Consider the following 22,866-nt stretch of genomic DNA (forward strand, 5'->3'; position numbering starts at 1 on the left):
ATGTCAGGCACTGTGGCTGGTGTTGTGGCGCGCTGGGCTGGCACCCCTGGCTAGAGCATGTCGCGCAAAAGTGGCAGGCGGTTTTGCGCAAAAAGACATGCGACACCATAAGGTTAGAGCCGGTCGCGTGACTGCGAATGAACGCGGGCACGCTCTAGCGCGTGATGTCTTCCATCTGGACAAACATGTTCTTCCAGGCGCGGTCTATCAGCTCGGGGGACATATGGCGCGGTTTTCCTTCAAAATCGCAGATATTGATCATCTGGTCGATCAGGAAAATGGGCTGATAATTGGCATAAATATTGTCTATCGTCGGGTATTTCTTCTGGATCAGGTAGATGATCGTTTCTTCATCCAGCGGCAATTTGCGTTTCTTCGCAACCATGGCAAAGATTTTCAGGAAATCGCCCTGACCGGGGCCGTCAATCTTGATCTTGTAGAAAATCCGGCGCAGCGCGGCCTGATCGAAAATTTCATTCGGGTGAAAGTTGGTTGAGAAAATCACCAGCGTGTCGAAAGGCACAATGAACTTTTCCCCCGACGCAAGCGCCAGAATGTCATAATTCATTTCCATCGGGACGATCCAGCGGTTGATAATCGCCTGCGGGGGTTCTTCCTGCCGGCCCAGATCGTCGATGATGAACACCCCGCCCATGGATTTGAACTGCAACGGGGCCTGATAGGTGCGCGATGTGGGGTTATAATTCAGGTCCAGCATCGACAGCGTAAGTTCCCCGCCGGTAATCACGGTCGGGCGTTCGCAATACACATAGCGGTTGTCAAACCTGTTGCCGGTCTGGCGTAGCAAGGTCGGGTTGTCGTCCGATGTCTTGACCAGTTTGTGCACGATGGGGTCATAGACAGTTATGATTTGCCCTGCGGTTTCAATGGCACGCGGCACGAAGATACAATCCCCCATCGCGGCCCTGATCCCGTTCGATATGGAGGATTTACCGTTGCCGGGGGGGCCATACATCAGGATTGACCGCCCCGAACTGACAGCGGGGCCAAGGTCATCCATCAAGGTGGGGGGCAGGATCAGGTCGCCCATGGCGATTTTCAACTCGCGCCGGGTAATTTTGATGCGGCGAATGGACTGGCGTTGGATCTGTTCGCGGTAGCTGTCCAGTGGCACGGGCATGGGCCCGTAATATTCGGATTGCGACAGCGCGTAAGTGGCCCGCGCCTTGCCTGCCTCGGTCAGTTCAAACGCGGCTTCGCTTCCGTCATCATCGGATTTGGTGGCGCGTGCTTCAAGCAGGCGTTCGGCGCGCACCAGATCCACAAGTTCGATTGTTTGCGGAATGGGCAGGCAAATATGGCGCGCAATATCAGTGATGCGCGACAGGGACATGCGGTAGATGGTCTTGATCAGGATGTCGCGCATCAGCACAGTGTTCAGCCCCGTCGCGGACAGGGTGCGGATGGGGGCAGGGGGCTGGATTTGCGGGGCTTGGGTGTTCATGGCGAAATGCTCTGGTGTTGGGGGCAAATATTATCGGATGAACCCTGATGAAATGCTAAATTGCCGCGCCATTTCCAAGGGCCGCCGCAAGCGCGATGTAGAACAGTAAGGCAGGCCCCAAGGCCAGCCCCAAGGGAAATTCCCGCCGGTGCCAGCTTTCCCAATCCGGGGCCATGCGCCGCGCAAGCGGGGTGCGCCGCAGCGTGCGATGTGCCGCAAAGCTGACAAGGATGACCACCCCCAAAAGTGGCAAGAATAGGCTTAGGTCCCCAAGCGCGATGAATGGGGCCATTGCAGCGGCGAATTTCGCATCCCCCGCGCCCAACAGCCCCACCGCGCTTAGGACGAACCCCACCCCCAGCACGGCCGCGAAATTGGCCCAGCCCCATGCCCATACAGACACCGGCAGGGCCACCAGCCCGACCACCAGATACACCCCCAACAGCGCCAGAACGGCCTTGTTGTGGATTTTCATCCACTTCATGTCACTCCATGCGACCCACAGGCTGATGGGGGCAATGAAGGGCAGGAACCACAGCGCGGCTGTGCTGCTGAGCATCATCAACCGCGCCCCCCGCCTTCCAGCGCGCGCAATGCGCGCACGGCTTCGTCAAAATGCTGTGGATGGGTTTCAATGGCTTCGGCAAGCATGGTGCGCCCCACATTGGTGTCGCCCTTGCGAATGGCGGCAATGGCCATGGTGTGCAGCAACATGGCGCGTTCCTGCTGGGTCATGCGCACCAGCGGCAGGCTGTAATTACCTTGGGCTGCGCGCGCCAGGGCCATGTTGTTCTTCGCGGTGAACAGATCGGGGTCATGTTGCAGGGCCTGTGTGAACAGGCTTTCGGCGTCGCGCGGGGCACCGCGTGTCAGTTTGGAATAGCCCCAGTTGTTCAGCACGGATGCAGGGCGCGTGGTCAGCCCCGCTGCCGTTTCATAAAAATGATCGGCCTTTTGCCATTGCTGTTTGCTGTCGGCGATGATGGCTTCCAGACGATAGCGGTCAAAGCTTTCATGCGTTGGGGGAACCGCGTTCAATGTCCGCTCGGCATCGGACCAGCGGTTGGCGCGGATCAGCGCATCGGCCAGCATGACCCTGTCATCATTGGTGGCGTCGGGATGTGTGACAAGCTTTTGCCACACGGGCACCGCGTCAGCCACCCGCCCCGCGCGGATCAGCGAGCGCGCAAGGCCGCGCTGGCTGTCCAGATGGTCGGGGTCACGTTCCACCTGGCTTGCGAAATAGGCAACCGCTTCTTCGGGGTTGCCCGCCGCCAGCATCAGGTCGGCCATGTTCTGGTTATCGACGGCAACCACGCTGTCAATTGCGCGCGTAACGGCTGTCTGCTTGCCGTTTTCGCATGCAGATACGACACACACGCTGCCTGCCAGCAGCGCAACTAGTCCGGGGTGGCGCATTTTTGCGTCCTCACTGCTCTTATAGGGGCGTGGACAACAACAGATACCTGCCACTTCCCCGCCGCATCAGCGAAAGCTGACGTGCCTCGGGGGTATCATAGCCTGTTTCTGCGGTCTTTTCGATGGCTAAACGCAGGTTGTCGCGGATTTCGCCCGCCCGCCCGCTGTCAAAGGCAAAAGCGTTGCGAAAATGCAATTGCGCCTCGCCCCAGCGGTTCTGTTCGGCAAGGGCCACCCCCAGATTGTTTTGCGCTGGGACAAATTGCTGGTCCAGTTCCAGCGCGCGGCGCAACACCTGCTCGGCCTGCTGGACGCGCCCAAGACGCAAATTCGCGGACCCGATTGCAGACAGCGCATCAACAGAGGTGCCCTGTTCGGCCATGGCGCGGTAATAGGCGCGCAGTGCCAGTTCAAATTCCCCCGCCGCCATCAGCCTGTGGCCCACAACCAGCCCATCCACTGCCTCCACCACATTGCCGCGCCCGGCTTGGGGGGCCATCTGGTCCGGCCCCAGGCCGAAATCCGTCGTTTTTGGGGCAGGGGCGCAGGATGCAGCCAGAACGACAAGACAAGCGCAGGCAACAAGAATTCGCGGCATCAATTCCCCATGATGGTGGCCGGGTTAAGTTCTGACATGACACCCACGACAGAAGGGCCAATCAGAATGATCAGCAATGGCGGCACCGTGAACATCATTGTGCCCAATGTCATCTTGGTGGGCAAGAGGTTGGCTTTCTCCTCGGCGCGCATGATGCGTTTATCGCGCATTTCAGCGGCAAAGACACGCAAGGCCTGGGTAATCGAGGTGCCGTATGCGGCGGCCTGAACCATGACGGTGACAAAGGATGTGATGTCGGGCAGGTCCACACGCTTGGCCATTTCGCGCAGCACTTCACCGCGCTCACGCCCGGCGCGCACCTGATCACCCACTGTTGTCAGTTCCTCGCTGAGGGCTGGGTAGGCAGGGCGAATTTCCTGCGCGACGCGCTGGATGGACTGGTCCAGCGACTGGCCCGCTTCAACGCAAATCAGCATCATGTCCAGCGCATCCGGAAATCCTGCCATGATTTCTTCCTGACGGGCAGCGGCGCGTTGCTCCACCCAGCGGCGCGGCAGGAAATACCCGATCAGCATAGGCGACACCATGACCGCAGCCAGAACCGGCAACCCGTCCAGCTTGCCGGGCAGGATGACGAAAATCAGCAGCAGCGACAGCAAGATACCGCCAATGGCCAGCAGGAACTGAACTGCATGCATGTCGCGCACAGCGTTCTTGCCATGATAGCCGGCCAGCACCATTTTTTTGCGGGCCTCGGACAGTTCCTTTTCGTCGGTCGGTTCCAGAAATTTGGCGTATTTTCGCAGCGCCGCCATATCCAGCCCCGAACTGGCCCGGCGCAAGGTCTGGCCAACGCCTGCAGCATCGGAATTGCGCGCGCGGGTCGCGGTTTCGCTGAACTTGGCCATCGGGTCGGGGCGGGTATTGGTGACCAAGGCAAATCCTGCGATCGCCACCAGCACCAGCCCCCCGATACCGGCCAGCATGATCACACCAAATGCACCTTGAAACATGTCCAACATTTTACGCCCGTCCTTGTTAAATTCATCTGTCCATTCGGGGGCAGGGTTATACTTTGATATTGGTCATCTTGCGCATATACAGGATGTTCACGACCAGAAACACGCACACGACGATGGCCAGCGGAATGTATATCGGGGTTTCCTTCACGCTGTCGTAATAGTCGGGCTTGATGCCCTGAATCATGACCATCGCCCCAATGGGAAAGGCCGAAAGGAACATGCCGGACCATTTCGCTTCTGCGGTGATGGCCTTGACGCGGCGAAACAACTTGAACCGCGCGCGGATAACTTTGGACAAGCCTTCCAGAATTTCCGCCAGATTGCCGCCGGATTTTTGCTGAATGGACACAGACACGGCCAGAAAGCGCAAATCCTGCATGTCGACGCGTTCGCCAAATTCTGCAATCGCCTCGCCTGCGTCGCGGCCATAGGCGACTTCATCCGCGATAAGGCCCAGTTCGGTGCCCAGCGGGTCAGCAATTTCTTCGGATGCGATGGTCAGGGCCGCGCCGAAAGGATGGCCCACGCGCAAGCTGCGCACGATAAGTTCAATGGCTTCGGGCAATTGTTCTTCAATGGCTGCGACGCGCTTCTTGGCCTTGCTGGACAGCCAGAAGAACACCCCGCCAAAGCCGAACACCGCTGCAAGCGCGATGCGCAGCCCGGTGGCAGTGGACGTGGCCAGCGTCAGCAACACAAAACTGAACATCGCCACCCCGCCCATCAGCATAATCAGGCTGGCGGGGGAAAAGGCCACATTTGCCTTGCGGGCATGCGATTCCAGCAAACCATAGAGCGGCAGCGCCGACACCCCGCGCCCATGTGCCCCGCGTTCCTTGCGCAGGTGTTCCATGACGTCTTTTTTCGTCTGGCCCTTGTCCATCAGGTCCAGACGCCGGTTCATTTTCTTGGAATGTTCAATGCTTTTGCCAAAGGCCATCAGGTAAATGCCCTGAATAAGCAAAACAACTGAACCGAATATCGCCAGATATATCAGGGGACTGAAGGACATGGGTTACCTACCTTGGGCCAGTGGGTTCATAAAGTGTTGCGGGCAGATCATAGCCCCAGCGCGCAAAACGGTCCGCGAAATGGGACCGCAGGCCCGTTGCCGTGAAATGGCCTATAATCTTGCCGCCCGGTTCAAGGCCCGTGCGTTCGAAGCGGAAAATTTCCTGCATGGTGATGATTTCCCCCTCCATGCCGGTGATTTCGGTAATCGACATCATGCGCCGCGACCCGTCTTGCAGGCGGGAGACTTGCACAATCAGGTTGACCGCTGACCCGATCTGGCTGCGCACCGCGCGCAAGGGCATATCAAGCCCCGCCATTGCAACCATGTTTTCCAGACGGCTGATGCCGTCGCGGGCATTGTTGGCGTGAATCGTGGTCATGGACCCGTCATGGCCGGTATTCATGGCCTGCAACATGTCGATCACTTCCTCGCCGCGGGTTTCGCCAACGATAATCCGGTCCGGGCGCATACGCAGCGCGTTGCGCAAACAGTCACGCTGGGTGACCGCGCCCTTGCCTTCCATGTTGGCGGGGCGGCTTTCCATGCGGCCCACATGAATTTGTTGCAACTGCAATTCAGCCGTATCTTCGATGGTCAGGACGCGTTCTTCATTGCCAATGAAGCCAGACAGCGCATTGAGCGTGGTGGTTTTGCCCGACCCGGTGCCCCCGGACACGATGACATTCAACCGCGTGGCCACCGCCGCTTCCAGATACAGCGCCATTTCCGGCGAAAACGCCCCGAAATTCACCAGATCCTGAATGCCAAGCTTTTCTTTCTTGAATTTCCGGATGGACACCAGCGCCCCGTCCACCGCGACTGGCGACACCATCGCGTTGAAGCGCGACCCGTCTGCCAGCCTTGCGTCAACATAGGGGTTGGATTCATCCACACGGCGCCCGACAGCTGAAACAATTTTGTCGATGATGCGCATAAGGTGGCGGTCATCGCGGAAGGTGACGTCACTTAGTTCCAGCTTGCCCGCGCGTTCGATGAATATCTGTTTTGGTCCGTTGACCAGAATATCGTTGATTGTGTCATCGGCCAGCAATGGTTCCAGTGGCCCAAGGCCCATCACCTCGAAATACAGGTCATGGTTCAACTGCATGCGTTCGTCATTATTCAGCACAACGTCGAATTCTGACAGCGCTTCAGCGGCAATGGCGCTGATTTCAGCGCGCACTTCGGCTTCACTGGCCTTTTCCAGCGCGGCAAGGTTCAGGTCTTCCAGCAAGCGTTTATGCAGGTCGCTTTTCAGGGCGTTGATGCGCAGCTTGCGCAGCGCGGTCTTGTCGGGGGCAGCAGCGCGCGCGGCCTGCCGGACCTCTTGGCGGGTGGCGGGGGCGGGTTGTGGTGCAATTCGGGGGGCGGGGCTGGCGTCTGGTGTCGGGGGCAGTTTGTCTGCGGTCACCGAAACGGGCTTGCTGGCGGTTTCTTTGCGATAACGTGCGAACATGATACAAACCTTGTTATTCTGCGGCGATTTTCTCAGCGTTTTTGGCAGGGGCCAGTGTCAGGGCAAGTTTGCGAATTTCCTTGGCGGCAGGATTTTTTGGCGCAAACTCTGCCAAGGGCAAACCATGGTCATTGGCATCGCGGACCTGGGCGCCGCCATCGGGGATAAATGTTGTGAAGCTGACACCAAGGCTTTCAGCCATGCGTTTTGCGCGCGAGCGCCCGCCAAGGTCGGTGAAACGCGGGGCACGGTTCAGAATGAAATGGAACCTGTCCATAGACAGACCGTCCGCCTTCAGGGCGCGAATAAGGCGCAGCGTGTTTTGGGCGCTGCGCATGTCCAGTTCCATCAGGGCAAAATATTGTTGGGCCGCACTCAGCACAGTTTCGGTCCAGTGAACGATTGTGCGCGGCATGTCGATGACGACGATATCGAAACTGTCGCGCGCAATGGTGATCACGCGCTCAATCTCGTCGGGGGAGAGCAGGTCCAGCGGCAACATGTCCGAAGGGGCTGTCAGCACATGCAGTTTCTCCTGAAAGTGCTGCAACGCCGAATAGAAAGCGTCCTTGTCCAGCGTGCTGGTTTGCGACAGCATTTCATACACTTTTTCGGTGCGCGGCAGGTCCAGATAGGTTGAGACAGACCCTGATTGAAAATCCAGATCCAGAATGCAGACAGACGGGCCGGTTTTCCCCTGCGATTGCACCAGTTCCCACGCCAGATTGACCGCAAATGTCGTGGCGCCGGCACCGCCCGCAAGCGACTGGACTGCAAGAACCGTGCCGTTGCATCCGCTTTGGGTGGGGGCCACTTTCGCATGCGCGGCGGCAAGGGCGGCTGTGCGAAGCCGGTCTATGGCATCCTTCAGGGCGTTTTCCGGCAAAGGATAGGGAACAAAATCATCTGCGCCCGCGCGCAGCATCTGGTGCAGCAAGATGGGGGACAGGGATTCCGCGATCAGCAAAACCCGTATGGATTTGGCCGCCGCGCGTTCAATGATGACGCGAACAAGATTCGTCTGCGCCGCGTCTTCGTCATCAAGGGCGATTGCCAGCAGTTCAAGATCAGCGGCTTCAGGATCATCAAGGAAGGACACTGTTTCAATGAAGGTCAATTCCCCCCAAGAATCCGCAAAAACGGCTTCCATATCCTCGATCAGCAGATCGAAATTCCGCACATCCCGACAGACAGTGCAGGCACGAATTCTTGGTTCTTCCTTCACACTACCCGCCATTACCCAACCTCAATACAAAAACATGTGCCGATTTATGATAGGTGCGGGGAATCATTCGACCTGACTCCCCTTCGACACTGCATCAAGATTGTCCACAAATCTGGCAAGAATTAGGCCAAAGAACTGCAATTGTTCGACGCTTTGGCAGGCAAACACGCCAGCATTCATGCATTAACCCTGTGGGCGGGGGCGTTGCGCCGCTGCCAAGGTGCCGGCGCGGGAATTGCCGGTGCCTTTGGGTCAAGAAACGAACATAATCAAATCCGGGAATATTGGGAATGAATAACAACATTATGTTGCGGAAAACGCCAAACCGGTTTTCCGCAACATATGCAAACCACCGCTTGGTGGCGTTTACAGTTTTTCGGTCAGTTCCGGCACCAGCGTGAACAGATCACCGACCAGACCATAATCAGCCACCTGAAAAATAGGGGCTTCTTCGTCCTTGTTGATGGCAACAATGATTTTGCTGTCCTTCATCCCCGCCAAGTGCTGGATCGCACCGGAAATGCCCACGGCGATATACAGTTCAGGCGCGACCACCTTGCCGGTCTGGCCCACTTGCCAGTCATTGGGGGCATAGCCGGAATCGACTGCCGCGCGCGACGCGCCCACGGCGGCACCCAGCTTGTCGGCCAGCCCTTCGATCAGTTTGAAGTCATCTTCCGACCCCACGCCGCGCCCGCCGGACACCACAACCTTGGCTGATGTCAGGTCGGGCCGGTCGCTGGCGGCCACCTTGTCCTCAACCCATTCCGACAGGGCAGGGTTATCTGCGGCTGAAATGGTTTCAACGCTGGCTGACCCGCCTTGTCCCGCCGCATCAAAGGTGGATGTGCGGATTGTCAGAACCTTGGTTGCATCGCGCGACTTCACGGTCTGGATGGCGTTGCCTGCATAGACCGGGCGTTCAAACGTGTCCGCATCGACAATGCCCGACACATCCGACAGCACCATCACATCCAGCAGGGCCGCAACGCGCGGCAGGATGTTCTTTGCATCCGTTGTGGCCGGGGCCACGATATGGCTGTAACCGTCCGCAAGGCTGACAATCAGGGCCGCAGTGGGTTCGGCCAGACGGTGGCCCAGACTTGCATCCTCGGCGCACAGAACTTTTGCCACACCGTCAATCGTTGCCGCATTTGCGGCCGCATCGGCGGCGCTTGCGCCTGCACACAGCACTGTCACATCGCCCAGTTGCGCCGCAGCCGTCACGGCCTTGGCGGTGGCGTCCATGTTCAGCGCACCATCGGTGACTTCGGCCAGAAGAAGAACCGCCATCAGAGTACCCCCGCTTCATCTTTCAGTTTGCTTAGCAATTCATCCACGGACCCAACCTTCACCCCGGCAGAGCGCGCGGCGGGTTCGGTGGTTTTCACGATTTCCAGCCGCGGGCTGACATCGACGCCGTAATCGGCAGGTGTCTTTTCCTCCAGCGGCTTTTTCTTTGCTTTCATGATGTTGGGCAGGGACGCATAGCGCGGTTCATTCAGGCGCAGGTCCACGGAAATGATTGCGGGCAACTTGACCTTCAGGGTTTGCAAGCCGCCGTCCACTTCGCGCGTGACTGTTGCACTGTCCCCGTCAACCGACACTTCCGATGCGAATGTGGCCTGTGCCCAGCCCGTCAGCGCACCCAGCATCTGGCCGGTGGCGTTCATGTCATTGTCGATGGCCTGTTTGCCGCACAGCACGATTTGCGGCGCTTCCTCATCTATCACCGCCTTTAGCAGTTTGGCCACGGCCAACGGTTCGATATCGGTATGCACATCATCGGCAGCGTTGATCAGGATGGCGCGGTCCGCCCCCATGGCCAGCGCGGTGCGCAGCGTTTCCTGCGCTTGCTTCACCCCGATGGACACGGCGACAATTTCAGAAACGATGCCTTTTTCCTTCAGACGGATCGCTTCTTCGACTGCGATTTCGTCAAACGGATTCATCGACATTTTGACATTCGCCAGATCAACCCCGCTGCCATCCGCCTTGACACGGACTTTCACGTTGTAATCGATCACGCGCTTGACTGGCACCAGAACCTTCATTGGCGACTATCTCCTTTTCGCAAAGCTTGTGTGGTTCTACCGAGTTGCAGTTGTGAAAAACAATGCAAAAACGACATGATGGCAAACCCCGACGCCGCGTTACCGCATATGTCTGCGCTAACGGTTCGCGCCCGGAACCCAAAGAATGTCATCCGCGCCGTTGTCATTGGCCACGCGGCCCGCAACAAACAGCCAGTCCGACAGCCGGTTCAGATATTTCACTGCCGATTCGTTGACCCCCTCGATTGTCGACAGATCCACAGTTTCGCGTTCCGCGCGGCGCGCCACAGTGCGGCACAGGTGGAAATGCGCCGACAAGGCCGACCCGCCGGGCAGGATGAAGCTGCGCAAGGGCTGTAAATTTGCGTTCATCGCGTCAATTTCGCGTTCCAGCCGGTCCACTTGCGCGGGCACCATGCGCAGGGGCGTGTATTCGGCCTGCGCGTCGCGTTCCATGTCGGGGCGGCACAGATCGGCGCCCAGATCGAACAGATCATTTTGGATGCGCGAAATGGCCTGCACCATATCGCCCGTGGCATGCAACCGCGCCAGACCCAGTGTCGCGTTCAATTCGTCAACTGTGCCATAGGCCGTGACGCGTTGCGAATGCTTGGCCACACGCGCGCCATTGCCAAGCGCAGTTTCACCGGAATCACCCGTGCGAGTGTATATTTTGTTCAGCACAACCATTGTCAGGCCCCCTTGGAACGGAAATAGGCAAAAGCGACAATCAAGATGACGGCCACGAACTGCGCATACAGTCGGTAACGCATCATGCGATTGCCATGTTTGCGGTTGAATTCGCCACCTTTGGCAAACCCGCCGATGCCGATCATCAGCACCACAAGCACCACCAGCGACGCAAAGGCCGCGATCAGGAACATGGGGTCTTGCAGCAGCATGTCGGAAACTCCTATCGGTTTGGGCGCAACTTAGTCGTCCCTGCGCCAATTGCGAGGGGAAAACCCAGATGCGCTACAATTTGCCCAGCACAAGGTCCAACAGCCGCGTGGGCAAAACACGGCGCAACCCGCCCAGAATATAGGTGGGTGTCGTCACATAATACCGCGCGCGGGGTCTGCGGCTTTCAAGGCCGGCAATCACGCGGCGCGTGACGGCATCGGGGGGCAGTTCAAAGAAGTCGGGGTGCGTCTTGTCATAAAGGCGCGCCAGCAAGCTGTCGCGGTAGTGCTGCGCGCGTGCGCTGTTTTCCCAATCGATCCAGCGTTCAAAATGCGGGATCGAGTTTTCGCGAATGCGCGATGTGACAGGGCCGGGTTCGATCAGCACGACGTGAATGCCCGTGCCCGCCAGTTCCAGCCGCAACACGTCTGACAGCCCTTCAAGCGCGAATTTTGTTGCGACATAGGCCCCGCGCCATTTCAACCCGGCCAGACCCAGCACAGATGAATTCTGCAAAATGCGCCCATGTCCCTGGGCGCGCATGACAGGCAGGACCGCGCGGGTCAGTTCATGCCAGCCAAACAGGTTTGTTTCAAAAATGCTGCGCAAGGCGTCGGTGGGCAAATCCTCGGTCGCGCCGGGAATGGCAAAGGCACCATTGTTGAACACCGCGTCCAGCGTGCCGCCGGTGGTGTCCAGTATCTGGGCAAGGGCCGCGTGGATGGTGGCATGGTCGGTATAATCCAAAACAAGGCTGGTCAGCCCTTCGCTGCGCAAACGCGCGCAATCGTCAGCTTTGCGGCAGGTGGCGAACACCTGCCAGCCGCGTTTTGCGAGGGTGTGTGCGGCATGATAGCCAATGCCTGAAGAACAGCCCGTGATCAGAACAGAACGCATCATTGCCTTTCGGAACAGCTATGCGCCCCTTCAGGACGACCATGTTTCGCGTTTGCGATAGATGGTCGAGGGGGCGATGTCCAGTTCCCGCGCCGCTTTGGGCACCGACCCCGCATTGCGCCGGATGGCCGAGGTGATGACCAGTTCTTCAATCTCGGCCATTGTCATGCCGCTCAGGACATCAGCGGCGGTGGCCCCATAGGCCAGACCTGTGGGCGCGCCGCCGTTTTCTGCGCTGGCGAAGCTTTGAAGTTCGGGGGGCAGCATATCGGGGGTAATGGTCGGGCCGTCATGCAACACCACAGCAAGGCGCAGCACATTGACCAATTCGCGCAAATTGCCCCGCCAGGGGGCCTTGCGAAACACAGACGCTGTTTCCGGGGCCAGCCCGGTAAAGGTTTTCCCTTCTTCCTGCGCAATCTGGACCAGCAGGTGACGGGCCAGAATATTCACATCCTCACCCCGGTCGCGCAATGGTGGCACATGCATGGGAATGACGAATAACCGGTAATACAAATCCTCGCGCAGGCGGCCGCTGCGCATTTCTTCGGCCGGGTCGCGGGTGGCCGCGCAGATGATACGCACATCCACCCTGACCGCATCCCCGCCGCCGGTTGGTGAGGCGGTTCCGTTTTGCAGAAAATTCAGAAGTCTGGCCTGCACCGACGGGGCCATGTCATGGATGTTTTCCAAAAACAGCGTGCCCGCATCTGCCTTTATCAGGGCGCCGGGCTTGACTGACGCAGCAGGTGCATTGCTGCGCTGGGCCTGCCCGAACAATTCGGCTTGTTGCAATTCATGCGGGATGGCACTGCAGTTGAACGTGACAAATCGGTTTTTTGCGCGGGCAGATTTCAGATGCACCGCGCGGGCGCATAATTCCTTGCCCGTGCCGCTTTCGCCCAGAACAAACACCGGCGCCATGGAGGTGGCGACAGCGCGGATTTTCTCATAGAGCTGGTGCATCACCTCGGACTGGCCAAGGAAGGCCGAATCAATCGCATCCGTGTCGTGCGCGCTGGCCGACACTTCTGCGGGCCTGTCCCTTTCGCTTTCGGCATGGGCATTGGCCACCGCACTGATAAGGCGAATGTCGCCCAACGGTTTGACCAGAAAGTCATGCGCGCCCGCGCGTGTCGCCTCGACCGCGGCATTGACGGACCCGTTTGCAGTGATCACGATGATCCGCGTGGCGGGCTGCAGGGCCAGCATTTCGCGCATCACGGCCATGCCGTCGGAATCGGGCAGCATAAGGTCCAGCAACACCACACCGGGGCGCGATTCGGCAAATTTCGTCAACGCCTCTTGGCCGTTTGACGCACATAGCGCGTTGTAGCCGGCCTTGCGCAGGATCGTCCGATACAGCATTTGCAAAGAGGGCGTATCTTCAACCAGAAGAAGCGAGGATATTGCCGACTGGTTACCAATATTCACATTCATTTAAGGGACTCAATATATTGTGCCAAAGCGGCCCGCACCTGGCCACATTCCCGAATCAGGGCAGGGAAAACTGCGGCAAGCGTCGCACCTTCCTTTTGTTTGGCCAAAGTTTCCGCGCGCAAAGATGTTTCGGGTAAATTATTCGCCCCAATCGTCAGGGCAAGCCCTTTCAGTTCATGTGCCAGCATGTGGATTTCTTTGAAATTCCAATCCGCATGTCTGTTCCATGCCGTCTGGGCATCAGCCAGCGCCCCGTGAATTCGTGCAAAATCCTGGGCGAGTTGTTCTGCCAGTTCTGCGGCAAGTTCACTGCCGCCCGTGTCCAGCAGGGCTAGGAATACTTCTGGATCAAGCACTGCATCGGTCATAATTTCGCCCACATTGCCAAATAAAATAATTCCCCTTTTGATTCTATCCCATCATATGACCAGAGTATAGACATCAGATTTCAACCTGACGGAGAGCGATGTTCGAATTAAGGTCGAAGCTTGGCAAAATTGGTCAAGCTACGGAATATTTCGGCGTTTCATGACGCTTGCCATGCGGCATACGAAATGACGACAAGACCATATGTCTGTCGCCCGAACCGGGAATTGCCATGAACCGATGCCGGTTAGCATGTCACCACACATGCCCGCGCGAGCATCTGCACGCGCGGGTGGGGGGGCGGTGCCGTCGCCGGGCGTTTCCGTTACCCTTTGGGGTAGCCAAGTGATGCAAGCGCCTGCGCAATTTCTGGCAGGATTGCGGGGTCGTCAATCGTTGCGGGCATCTTGAAGTCCTTGCCGTCTGCAATGGCGACCATGGTTGCGCGCAGAATTTTTCCTGACCGTGTTTTGGGCAGGCGGTCCACCACCACAGCCAGCTTGAAGGCCGCTACCGGGCCAATGCGGTCGCGCACCAGTTTTACGCAATCCTTGGCAATGTCGGCCGGGTCGCGTGTCGTGCCGGAATTCAGGCATAAAAAGCCCAGTGGCAGTTGCCCCTTCAGGTCATCTGCAACACCGATCACGGCACATTCTGCCACGTCGGGATGGCTGGCCAGCACTTCTTCCATACCGCCAGTGGACAGGCGGTGGCCCGCAACATTGATCACATCATCTGTGCGCGCCATGATGTAAACGTAGCCGTCCGCATCCATGTAACCTGCATCGCCGGTGGCGTAATAGCCGGGGAACTGGTCCAGATAGCTTTTGCGAAACCGCCCTTCGGCGTTCCACAGGGTGGGCAGCGTGCCCGGCGGCAGCGGCAGCTTGATGGCGATCGCCCCCAATGTGTCAGGCCCTACAGGGTGCCCCCCCTCATCAAGCACGCGAATGTCATAGCCTGGCATGGCGACAGCGGGTGACCCCAGTTTGACCGGCAGCGGGTCCACCCCCATCGGGTTGGCCGCAATTGGCCAGCCGGATTCGGTTTGCCACCAATGGTCAATGACCGGCACGTTCAACTGGGCCTGCGCCCATTCAATGGTGTCGGGATCCGCGCGTTCGCCTGCCAGATAGACGGTTTTCAGGCAGCTCAAGTCGTATTTCCGGACAAATTCGCCTTTGGGGTCCTCGCGTTTGACAGCGCGGAAAGCTGTTGGGGCGGTGAAGAAGCTTTTGACCTTGTGTTCCGAAATAACCCGCCAGAACGTGCCCGCATCCGGCGTGCCAATGGGCTTGCCTTCAAACACAATGGTGGTGTTGCCCGCAATCAGTGGCGCATAGCAGATATAGCTGTGGCCCACGACCCAACCCACATCGCTTGCGGCCCAGAACACATCACCGGGGTCAACATCATAGATGTTCTTCATCGTCCAGTGCAGGGCTACCAGATGGCCCGCAGTGGGGCGCACCACCCCTTTGGGCTGGCCAGTGGTGCCCGATGTATACAGCACATAGGCGGGGTGGTCCCCCTCAACCGGCACACAATCGGCGGGGTCTACGCCATATTGGAACGCGTGCCAGTCGTAATCCTGCCCGTCGGTCAGCCTGGCCACTTCCTGTTCGCGCTGGAAAATGACGCAGAATTCAGGCTTATGCGTGGCCAGGTCTATCGCGCCATCCAGCAGCGGTTTGTAATGGATCACGCGCCCCGGTTCCAACCCGCAGGATGCGGCAATAATGCATTTGGGCTGCGCGTCATTGATCCGCACAGCCAGTTCATTGGCCGCAAACCCGCCAAACACCACGGAATGAATGGCCCCCAGCCGCGCACAGGCCAGCATGGCTTCCAGCGCCTCGGGGATCATGGGCATATAGATGATGACGCGGTCCCCTTTTTGCACGCCCTTGGCCCGCAACGCCCCCGCAAGGCTGGCCACGCGGTCGCGCATTTCCAGATAGGTCAGTTCGCGTTTGGAATGGGTGATGGGGCTGTCATGGATAACCGCCACCTGATTGCCGCGCCCTGCCGCAACATGGCGGTCCAGCGCGTTCCAGCAGGTGTTGACCATGCCATCCTTGAACCATTCATAAAGCGGCGCGTTTTCGTCAAACAACGCCTTGGAAGGGGCGCGCACCCAGTCGATTGCCTGCGCTTGTTCCATCCAGAACCCGTTGGGGTCCGCAATCGACCATTTGTGCAAATCGTCATAGCGCATACCTGTCCCTCCCATGAACCTGACACTTGATCCTGAGATAGACGACACCACGCCGCGCGCGCAATCCTGTTAACGGGAACAAAGCGGGCGTATGCGAGATAATTTGCATGTCAGCTTTGCAAATTTTTGCAAATCTAACGTCTTTCTTGCGTATTTCGCATATCTGCACCCGCTTTGCAAATTTCCTGACGTTTTGTCCTATCCGTAAATGGAAACGGGGGTCCCCGCCAAGGCCGACATATTCAACAATCCGCGCGGGGTGATGGATGGGGTGACGATATGGGCAGTGTTGCCCATACCCATCAGGATAGGCCCGACTTCCAGCGCGTCGCCGCGCATCTTCAGGATATTGCGCACGCCGCTGGCCGCGTCGGTATTGGCGAAGATCAGCACATTGGCCGGTTCTGAAAACCGGGCGCTGGGGAACATGCGCGCGCGAAGCGCAGGGTCCAGCGCCGCATCGACATGCATTTCCCCTTCATAGTCGAAATCCAGCCCGGCCGCGTCCAGTATTTCCAGCGCTGCGCGCATGTTGCGCCCCGAGGGCGTGTCCAGATTGCCGAACTGGCTGTGCGAACATAGGGCAATTTTCGGGTTCAGGCCGAAGCGGCGCACATGGCGGGCCGCGCCAATGGCGGTTTCCGCAATCTGCTGCGGGGTGGGGTTGGGGTGAACCTGTGTATCGGCGATGAACAGGTTTCCTTCTTGCTGGATCATCAGGCTTAACGCGCCCACGGGGTGGCGGTCCTTGCTGCCCAGAATTTTGGTGACATAGTTCAAATGCCACAGGAACTGCCCGAATGTGCCGCAGATCAGGCTGTCCGCATCGCCGCGATGCACCATAATTGCGCCGATGGCTGTGGTATTGGTGCGCAAGATGGCGCGTGCCAGATCTGGGGTAACCCCGCTGCGTTCCATGATGGCGTGGTAGCTTTGCCAGTAATCGCGGTAGCGCGGGTCGTCCTGGGGGTTGACCAGTTCGAAATCGCGCCCCGGTTTGATGGACAGTCCCGCGCGTTCCAGCCGCATGTTCACCACATCCGGCCGCCCGATCAGGATGGGCACTTCGGTGGTTTCTTCCAGCATGGCCGAAGCCGCACGCAACACGCGCTCATCCTCGCCTTCCGCGAATACGATGCGGCGCGATGCGGCGCGCGCGGCTTCGAAGACGGGCCGCATGATCATCGCGGACCGGAACACCGACGCATCCAGCTTCGCCTTATAGGCGGCCAGATCGTCCAGCGGGCGTTTGGCCACGCCCGACTCCATGGCAGCTTTTGCCACAGCGCTGGCCACCACACCCATCAAACGCGGGTCAAAGGGTTTGGGGATCAGGTAATCCGCCCCGAAACTTAGCTGCTCGCCCTTATAGGCCGCCGCGGCCTCGGCGCTGGTGGTGGCGCGGGCAAGTGCGGCAATCCCTTCCACGCAGCCAATTTGCATCGCGTCATTGATTTCCGTCGCCCCCACATCCAGCGCGCCCCGAAAGATGAAGGGGAAGCACAACACGTTATTGACCTGATTTGGAAAATCCGACCTGCCGGTGGCAATAATTGCGTCAGGGGCCACTTCGCGCACCTGATCTGGCAGGATTTCCGGTGTCGGGTTGGCCAGCGCAAAGATGATCGGGCGCCTGGCCATGCGCGCGACATGGGCTGCCGTCAGTGCACCGGGGCCGGACAGGCCCAGAAACAGGTCCGCGCCGTCAATCACATCATCCAGCGTGCGTTTTTCGCTGGGCTGCGCAAAGGCGGATTTTTGCGGGTTCATATCCTGTTGGCGGCCTTCATATACCAGCCCGTGAATGTCGCACAGCCATATGTTTTCACGCCGCACGCCCAGTTTGACCAGCATGTTCAGGCAGGCAATGCCCGCCGCGCCGCCGCCGGTGCTGACGATCTTGATGTCTTCAAACGCCTTGCCCGCCACGCGCAGCGCATTTGTGGCGGCCGCGCCCACAACGATGGCGGTGCCGTGCTGGTCATCATGAAAGACCGGAATCCCCATGCGTTCTCGGCAGATGCGTTCCACGATGAAACAATCAGGCGCCTTGATATCTTCCAGATTGATCGCGCCGAAAGTGGGTTCCAGCGCGCAGACAATATCGGCCAGGCGTTCGGGGTCCGGCTCATTCAGTTCGATATCGAAACAGTCGATATTGGCGAATTTCTTGAACAGAACCGCCTTGCCTTCCATCACAGGTTTGGATGCCAGCGCGCCAATATTGCCCAGCCCCAACACCGCAGTGCCATTGGTGACGACCGCGACCAGATTGCCCCGCGCGGTGTAGCGCGCCGCATCTTCAGGGTTGGCCTTGATTTCAAGACAGGCTTCGGCCACGCCCGGCGAATAGGCGCGCGACAGGTCATAGCCGTTTGCCAGCGGTTTGGTGGGGCGCACTTCCAGCTTACCGGGGCGCGGATATTCATGATATATCAGGGCTGGATGGCGGCTGTCATCCGATGGCAGGTCGGTCATGTAGGTCCCTCAGTGTTCGTTTTGTTTAGTATTAAACTAAACAGCTGCGGGGGCAAGTTCTGCTTTATGGGGGCGGGCGGCAGTTTCGCGCTGTGCCCACGCCCGGCTTGCAATACGCTGCGCGGCGGCGCACAGTCATATCAGGGGGCGTAATCAACGTATCAAGGGGGCCTATGACGCTATTGCTTGAAGCGCGCAAGGTGCGTGAATTGGCCTATGCGCCTTATTCGGGGTTCAGGGTGGGCGCGGCGTTGCGCTGCCCTGATGGACAAGTGTTTGTCGGGTGCAATGTCGAAAACGCGGCCTATCCCGAAGGGGTCTGTGCAGAGGCGGGGGCCATTTCGGCCATGGTCGCCGGGGGCGCGCGCGAAATTTTGGAAATCACGGTTGTGGCCGACAGCGCCGCGCCTGTGCCGCCCTGCGGGGGGTGCCGCCAGAAAATTGCCGAATTTGCAACAGCACAGACGCGGGTGGTCATGGCAACTGTGTCCGGCCTTCAGGTGACCATGACAGTGGCGGAATTGTTGCCCGGTGCCTTCGGGGCGTCGCATATGGACAAATCCTGATGGCGCGCGCGTTTCTGGTTGTGCTGGATTCGGTGGGTTGCGGGGGTGCCCCTGACGCTGCTGATTTCGGGGACGAGGGGGCCAATACCCTGGGCCATGTTATTGCCGCCTGCGCACAGGGGCAGGCGCAGGACGGGCGCAGCGGGCCGCTGCAAGTGCCGGTGCTGGACGCGCTGGGGCTGGGGGCGGCAGTGCGGCTGGCCTCCGGGATGGCGACACCGGGACTGGCGGCCCCCCCGTCGGGGCTGTGGGGGGCTGCCACCGAAACATCGCGCGGCAAGGACACGCCGTCGGGGCATTGGGAACTGGCAGGGGTGCCCGTGCCATGGGACTGGACCTATTTCCCACGGCAGGTTCCCGCGTTTCCGCCTGATCTGGTCGCGCAGATTTGCGCGCTGGCGGGCACGGACGGAATCTTGGGCAATTGCCATGCAGCGGGCATTCCGATTGTGCGGGATCTGGGCGCGCAGCACCTGCGCACGGGCTGGCCGATCTGCTACACATCGGCGGATTCCGTGCTGCAGATCGCAGCGCATGAAGATGCGTTTGGACTGGCGCGCTTGCACAAGCTATGCGCCGATCTGGCACCGCTGCTGCATGCCATGCGCGTGGGGCGTGTGATCGCGCGGCCCTTCGCGGGGTCGGAAGCCGCAGGGTTCACGCGCACGCCCAACCGGCGCGATTTTGCGATGCCCCCCCCCGCACCAACCCTGTGCGACTGGGTGCAGGGCGCGGGCGGACAGGTCCATGCTGTGGGCAAGATCAGTGACATATTTTCGGGACAAGGGATAACGCATCAGCATAAAGGGCAAGGGGATGGCGCGCTGTTCGATCATTTCCTGCGCTTGCTGGCGGACACGGGGGACGGATCTTTGACATTTTGCAACTTCGTGGAATTTGACACGCTTTATGGTCATACGCGCGATGTATCGGGATATGCCCGTGCGCTGGAACGTTTCGACAAGATTGCCGCGCAAGCGCTGGCGCGGCTGCGCCAAGGCGATATGCTGGTCATCACCGCTGATCACGGCAATGACCCCACTGCGCCGGGCACGGACCACACCCGCGAACGGGTGCCCGTTCTGGTGGCGGGGTATGGCGCGGGGCAGATCGGGCAGTGCGCTTTCGCGGATGTTGCCGCCAGCATTGCCGCACATCTGGGCGTGCCAGCCCAAGGCCCGGGCCGGAGTTTTCTGCCATGAGGGACCGCGACGAACCTGCCATGATGGACCGCGACGAACCTGCCATGATGGACCGTGACGAACTTGTGCAATTCCCGAAGCTGGAATTGCATCTGCATCTTGAAGGGGCCGCGCCGCCGGCGTTCATCCGTGACCTTGCAAAGCGCAGGAAGGTTGATATTGCGGGCGTGTTCGATGATCAGGGGCAGTATCGCTGGACCGGGTTTGACGGGTTCCTGTCGACCTATGACGCGGTCAGTAGCGCCTTGACGGGGCCGCAGGATTTTCATGATCTGACATTATGCGTTCTGGAACACGCCGCAGCGCAGGGCGTCATTTATACCGAAGCTTTCTTGTCACCCGATTTTTGCGGCGGGGGCGATGGGATTGCATGGCGCGACCATCTGGCCGCGATTGAAGCCGCGGCCGAAACCGCACAGGCGCGGTGGGGAATTGTCATGCGTGGGGTTGTGACCTGCATTCGCCATCTTGGCCCCGAACAGGCGCGCAAGATCGCCATTTGCGCGCAGGAAACCGCAGGCCAATTCGTCACTGGGTTCGGTCTGGCGGGCAATGAAACGATGTTCCGCCCGCAGGATTTCGTCTGGCCCTTCGATGCCGCGCGCGAAGCGGGGCTTGGGCTGACTGCACATGCGGGGGAATGGCAGGGGCCAGACGCGATACGCGCGACATTGCGCGATTTGCGCGTGACGCGCCTTGGGCATGGGGTGCGCGCCATTGAAGATGCGTCGCTGGTCGCATCTCTGGCGGAAAGCGGCGTGGTGCTGGAAACCTGTCCGGGGTCCAATGTCGCGCTGGGCGTTTATGCGCGTTTGCACGATCACCCGGTTGCAAAACTGTGCGATGCAGGCGTAAAGGTCACTGTGTCCACGGATGACCCGCCCTTTTTCGGCACCACGATGACGCGCGAATATGAAGGGCTTGCCCGGTGTTTTGGCTGGGGTGGGTCCGAGTTTGCCCGGATGGCGCATACAGCGCTTGATGCGGCCTTTGTTGATGCGCCTGCGCGCAAGCTGTTACAGAAGCGACTGGAGGAAACATGTCCCACCCCGACCTGACCATCATCGAGCACCCGCTTGTTGTGCATAAATTGTCGATGATGCGCGAAAAGACCCTGTCCAGCCGGGATTTTCGCAGCTTGCTGCGTGAAATCAGCCAGTTTCTGGCCTATGAGGTGACGCGCGACCTGCCGCTTCGGTTGCAGACCATCACCACCCCTGTGGCCGAAATGCAGGCCCCGGTTCTGGATTGCCCTGATCCGGTTCTGGTGTCCATTTTGCGGGCCGGAAACGGGTTGCTGGATGGCATGCTGGAAGTGCTGCCCACGGCGCGGGTGGGGTATATCGGGCTGTACCGGGACGAAGCGACGCTGCGCCCGGTGCAGTATTACTGCAAACTGCCGCCCGAACTGGCTGGCCGGCGCGTGATTGTGGTTGATCCGATGCTGGCCACGGGCCATTCGGCAGCGGCGGCGATTGACCTGCTGAAGGGGGCGGGGGCCACGGACATTGTGTTTCAATGCCTGCTGGCCGCGCCCGAAGGGGTGGCGTGCATGGCGCGCGCGCACCCGGGTGTGCGCATTGTCACCGCCGCGCTGGATGAATGCCTGAATGAGCGCGGATATATCGTTCCGGGACTAGGGGATGCGGGTGACCGGATTTTCGGCACATCATAAGCCATGCGCGGGCGCGAATCGGGTTTACTTTCAAAACTGTTAAAGGGCATGGTCAACGTGCTGAAGCGGGGGTTTCATGTCTGTCAGATCATTTGCACTTTCAAGCTTTTTAGCCATCCTTATGACCACCACGGCGTCTGGCCAGACCAATGGCACAACACCGGCGGAATTGCCGCCAGCAGGGTATGACGCGCGCGAATTCACCGACAGTCGCGGCTGTGTGTTCTTGCGCTCCACATTCGGGGGGGAAGTGACATGGGTTCCGCGCTACGGGGCGGACAGGCAGCCTGTATGTGACGGAACGCCCAGCATTCGCGCTGAAGTGCGCGAACCAGCGGTCCAACCCGTGCCGCAGCCCGTGGGCTCGGTGTCGCGCCCGGCCCCTGTGGCAGGCGGCAAGGAACCTGCGCGCGCCACCGTGTCGGCCCGCCGCCACACGCCGCGCCCCCCCGCACCACGCCATGCCGATGCGTCAGGCCGTCACCCTGATTGCCCGCAAAATGCGCCTTTCGGGCAGGTGGTGCGCACCAGTGATGCGCGGCTGATGGTGATTTGTGTGTCAAGTATAGACCAGTTTCCCGAAGGACTGGGGCCGAATGCAGGCCATCGCGGCCCCATCGCATTGCCGCGCAACACCATCATGCCCCCCCCTGCAGCCGCGCCGCAACACACCCGCAACATTGGCACCCATGTTCAGGTTGGCAGCTTCCGGGTTCCCGACAATGCCACGCGCCTGCGTGCGCGCCTTCTTGCGCGGGGTTTGCCTGCTGGCATTCATGTCGCGTCAGGTTTGAATGTGGTCACCATTGGCCCGTTTGCTGACGCCGCGCAGGCACATCAGGCGTTGGACATTGCGCGGCGCATGGGCTTTCGGGATGCGTTCTTTCGCCGCTAGCATATGATTTG

At 59.5% G+C, this 22,866-nt stretch carries 22 protein-coding genes; 5 read left to right on the forward strand and 17 right to left on the reverse strand.

The window, feature by feature from the left end; genetic code table 11:
• Positions 1 to 154: 154 nt before the first annotated feature.
• The 17 genes from ACTZWY_RS05405 to ACTZWY_RS05485 all read right to left on the reverse strand — a co-directional run bounded on the left by ACTZWY_RS05405 (position 155) and on the right by ACTZWY_RS05485 (position 18,517).
• On the reverse strand, positions 155 to 1,465 hold the full coding sequence (locus tag ACTZWY_RS05405; protein WP_444789672.1) for an ATPase: 1,311 nt from the start codon (positions 1,463 to 1,465) through the stop codon (positions 155 to 157).
• A 55-nt stretch (positions 1,466 to 1,520) separates the two neighbouring features.
• A complete protein-coding gene (locus tag ACTZWY_RS05410) occupies positions 1,521 to 2,027 on the reverse strand; it encodes a prepilin peptidase (protein ID WP_444789673.1) in 507 nt (168 codons plus the stop codon).
• Positions 2,027 to 2,884, reverse strand: coding sequence for a tetratricopeptide repeat protein (locus ACTZWY_RS05415; protein WP_444789674.1), 858 nt, complete (start codon positions 2,882 to 2,884; stop codon positions 2,027 to 2,029). The genes ACTZWY_RS05410 and ACTZWY_RS05415 overlap by 1 nt, the downstream gene beginning before the upstream one ends.
• Before the next feature lie 19 nt (positions 2,885 to 2,903).
• Positions 2,904 to 3,383 carry a tetratricopeptide repeat protein gene (locus ACTZWY_RS05420; protein ID WP_444789772.1) on the reverse strand — a complete coding sequence of 160 codons (480 nt, stop codon included), beginning with the start codon at positions 3,381 to 3,383 and terminating at the stop codon, positions 2,904 to 2,906.
• Between the two features lie 98 nt (positions 3,384 to 3,481).
• Positions 3,482 to 4,465: a type II secretion system F family protein gene (locus ACTZWY_RS05425; RefSeq protein WP_444789675.1), complete on the reverse strand. Its 984-nt coding sequence runs from the start codon at positions 4,463 to 4,465 to the stop codon at positions 3,482 to 3,484.
• 46 nt (positions 4,466 to 4,511) lie between these two features.
• Positions 4,512 to 5,477, reverse strand: coding sequence for a type II secretion system F family protein (locus ACTZWY_RS05430; RefSeq protein WP_444789676.1), 966 nt, complete (start codon positions 5,475 to 5,477; stop codon positions 4,512 to 4,514).
• A gap of 7 nt (positions 5,478 to 5,484) precedes the next feature.
• On the reverse strand, positions 5,485 to 6,936 hold the full coding sequence (locus tag ACTZWY_RS05435) for a CpaF family protein (RefSeq protein ID WP_444789677.1): 1,452 nt from the start codon (positions 6,934 to 6,936) through the stop codon (positions 5,485 to 5,487).
• A gap of 13 nt (positions 6,937 to 6,949) precedes the next feature.
• Entirely contained in the window at positions 6,950 to 8,173 is a 1,224-nt protein-coding gene (locus tag ACTZWY_RS05440) for an AAA family ATPase (protein WP_444789678.1), read from the reverse strand.
• 354 nt (positions 8,174 to 8,527) lie between these two features.
• Positions 8,528 to 9,454: an electron transfer flavoprotein subunit alpha/FixB family protein gene (locus ACTZWY_RS05445; protein ID WP_444789679.1), complete on the reverse strand. Its 927-nt coding sequence runs from the start codon at positions 9,452 to 9,454 to the stop codon at positions 8,528 to 8,530.
• A complete protein-coding gene (locus tag ACTZWY_RS05450) occupies positions 9,454 to 10,215 on the reverse strand; it encodes an electron transfer flavoprotein subunit beta/FixA family protein (protein WP_444789680.1) in 762 nt (253 codons plus the stop codon). The genes ACTZWY_RS05445 and ACTZWY_RS05450 overlap by 1 nt, the downstream gene beginning before the upstream one ends.
• Before the next feature lie 117 nt (positions 10,216 to 10,332).
• The gene (locus ACTZWY_RS05455) at positions 10,333 to 10,905 is read right to left on the reverse strand and encodes a cob(I)yrinic acid a,c-diamide adenosyltransferase (protein WP_444789681.1); all 573 of its coding nucleotides are present in this window, start codon (positions 10,903 to 10,905) and stop codon (positions 10,333 to 10,335) included.
• A gap of 2 nt (positions 10,906 to 10,907) precedes the next feature.
• Entirely contained in the window at positions 10,908 to 11,114 is a 207-nt protein-coding gene (locus ACTZWY_RS05460) for a twin transmembrane helix small protein (RefSeq protein WP_444789773.1), read from the reverse strand.
• A 76-nt stretch (positions 11,115 to 11,190) separates the two neighbouring features.
• On the reverse strand, positions 11,191 to 12,018 hold the full coding sequence (locus tag ACTZWY_RS05465; RefSeq protein ID WP_444789682.1) for an SDR family NAD(P)-dependent oxidoreductase: 828 nt from the start codon (positions 12,016 to 12,018) through the stop codon (positions 11,191 to 11,193).
• A gap of 27 nt (positions 12,019 to 12,045) precedes the next feature.
• The gene (locus ACTZWY_RS05470; protein ID WP_444789683.1) at positions 12,046 to 13,455 is read right to left on the reverse strand and encodes a sigma-54-dependent transcriptional regulator; all 1,410 of its coding nucleotides are present in this window, start codon (positions 13,453 to 13,455) and stop codon (positions 12,046 to 12,048) included.
• A complete protein-coding gene (locus ACTZWY_RS05475) occupies positions 13,452 to 13,823 on the reverse strand; it encodes an Hpt domain-containing protein (RefSeq protein WP_444789684.1) in 372 nt (123 codons plus the stop codon). Before ACTZWY_RS05475 ends, ACTZWY_RS05470 begins: the two co-directional genes overlap by 4 nt.
• A gap of 323 nt (positions 13,824 to 14,146) precedes the next feature.
• A complete protein-coding gene (gene prpE / locus ACTZWY_RS05480; protein WP_444789685.1) occupies positions 14,147 to 16,039 on the reverse strand; it encodes a propionate-CoA ligase PrpE in 1,893 nt (630 codons plus the stop codon).
• 198 nt (positions 16,040 to 16,237) lie between these two features.
• Positions 16,238 to 18,517 (reverse strand): NADP-dependent malic enzyme, encoded by a 2,280-nt coding sequence (locus ACTZWY_RS05485; protein ID WP_444789686.1) that lies wholly within the window; start codon positions 18,515 to 18,517, stop codon positions 16,238 to 16,240.
• Between the two features lie 173 nt (positions 18,518 to 18,690).
• Here ACTZWY_RS05485 and ACTZWY_RS05490 point away from each other — a divergent pair, with 173 nt between their 5' ends.
• The 5 genes from ACTZWY_RS05490 (at position 18,691) to ACTZWY_RS05510 (ending at position 22,855) form a co-directional block, all read left to right on the forward strand.
• Positions 18,691 to 19,083 (forward strand): cytidine deaminase, encoded by a 393-nt coding sequence (locus ACTZWY_RS05490; protein WP_444789687.1) that lies wholly within the window; start codon positions 18,691 to 18,693, stop codon positions 19,081 to 19,083.
• A complete protein-coding gene (locus ACTZWY_RS05495; RefSeq protein WP_444789688.1) occupies positions 19,083 to 20,285 on the forward strand; it encodes a phosphopentomutase in 1,203 nt (400 codons plus the stop codon). Before ACTZWY_RS05490 ends, ACTZWY_RS05495 begins: the two co-directional genes overlap by 1 nt.
• 65 nt (positions 20,286 to 20,350) lie before the next feature.
• Positions 20,351 to 21,343, forward strand: coding sequence for an adenosine deaminase (locus tag ACTZWY_RS05500; protein WP_444789774.1), 993 nt, complete (start codon positions 20,351 to 20,353; stop codon positions 21,341 to 21,343).
• Positions 21,325 to 21,960 carry a uracil phosphoribosyltransferase gene (gene upp / locus ACTZWY_RS05505; protein WP_444789689.1) on the forward strand — a complete coding sequence of 212 codons (636 nt, stop codon included), beginning with the start codon at positions 21,325 to 21,327 and terminating at the stop codon, positions 21,958 to 21,960. The genes ACTZWY_RS05500 and upp overlap by 19 nt, the downstream gene beginning before the upstream one ends.
• A 76-nt stretch (positions 21,961 to 22,036) precedes the next feature.
• The gene (locus ACTZWY_RS05510) at positions 22,037 to 22,855 is read left to right on the forward strand and encodes an SPOR domain-containing protein (RefSeq protein WP_444789690.1); all 819 of its coding nucleotides are present in this window, start codon (positions 22,037 to 22,039) and stop codon (positions 22,853 to 22,855) included.
• The last annotated feature ends 11 nt before the right edge of the window (positions 22,856 to 22,866 follow it).

The organism is Roseinatronobacter sp. NSM (genome assembly GCF_052379845.1).
In the GTDB taxonomy this organism is placed as follows: domain Bacteria; phylum Pseudomonadota; class Alphaproteobacteria; order Rhodobacterales; family Rhodobacteraceae; genus Roseinatronobacter.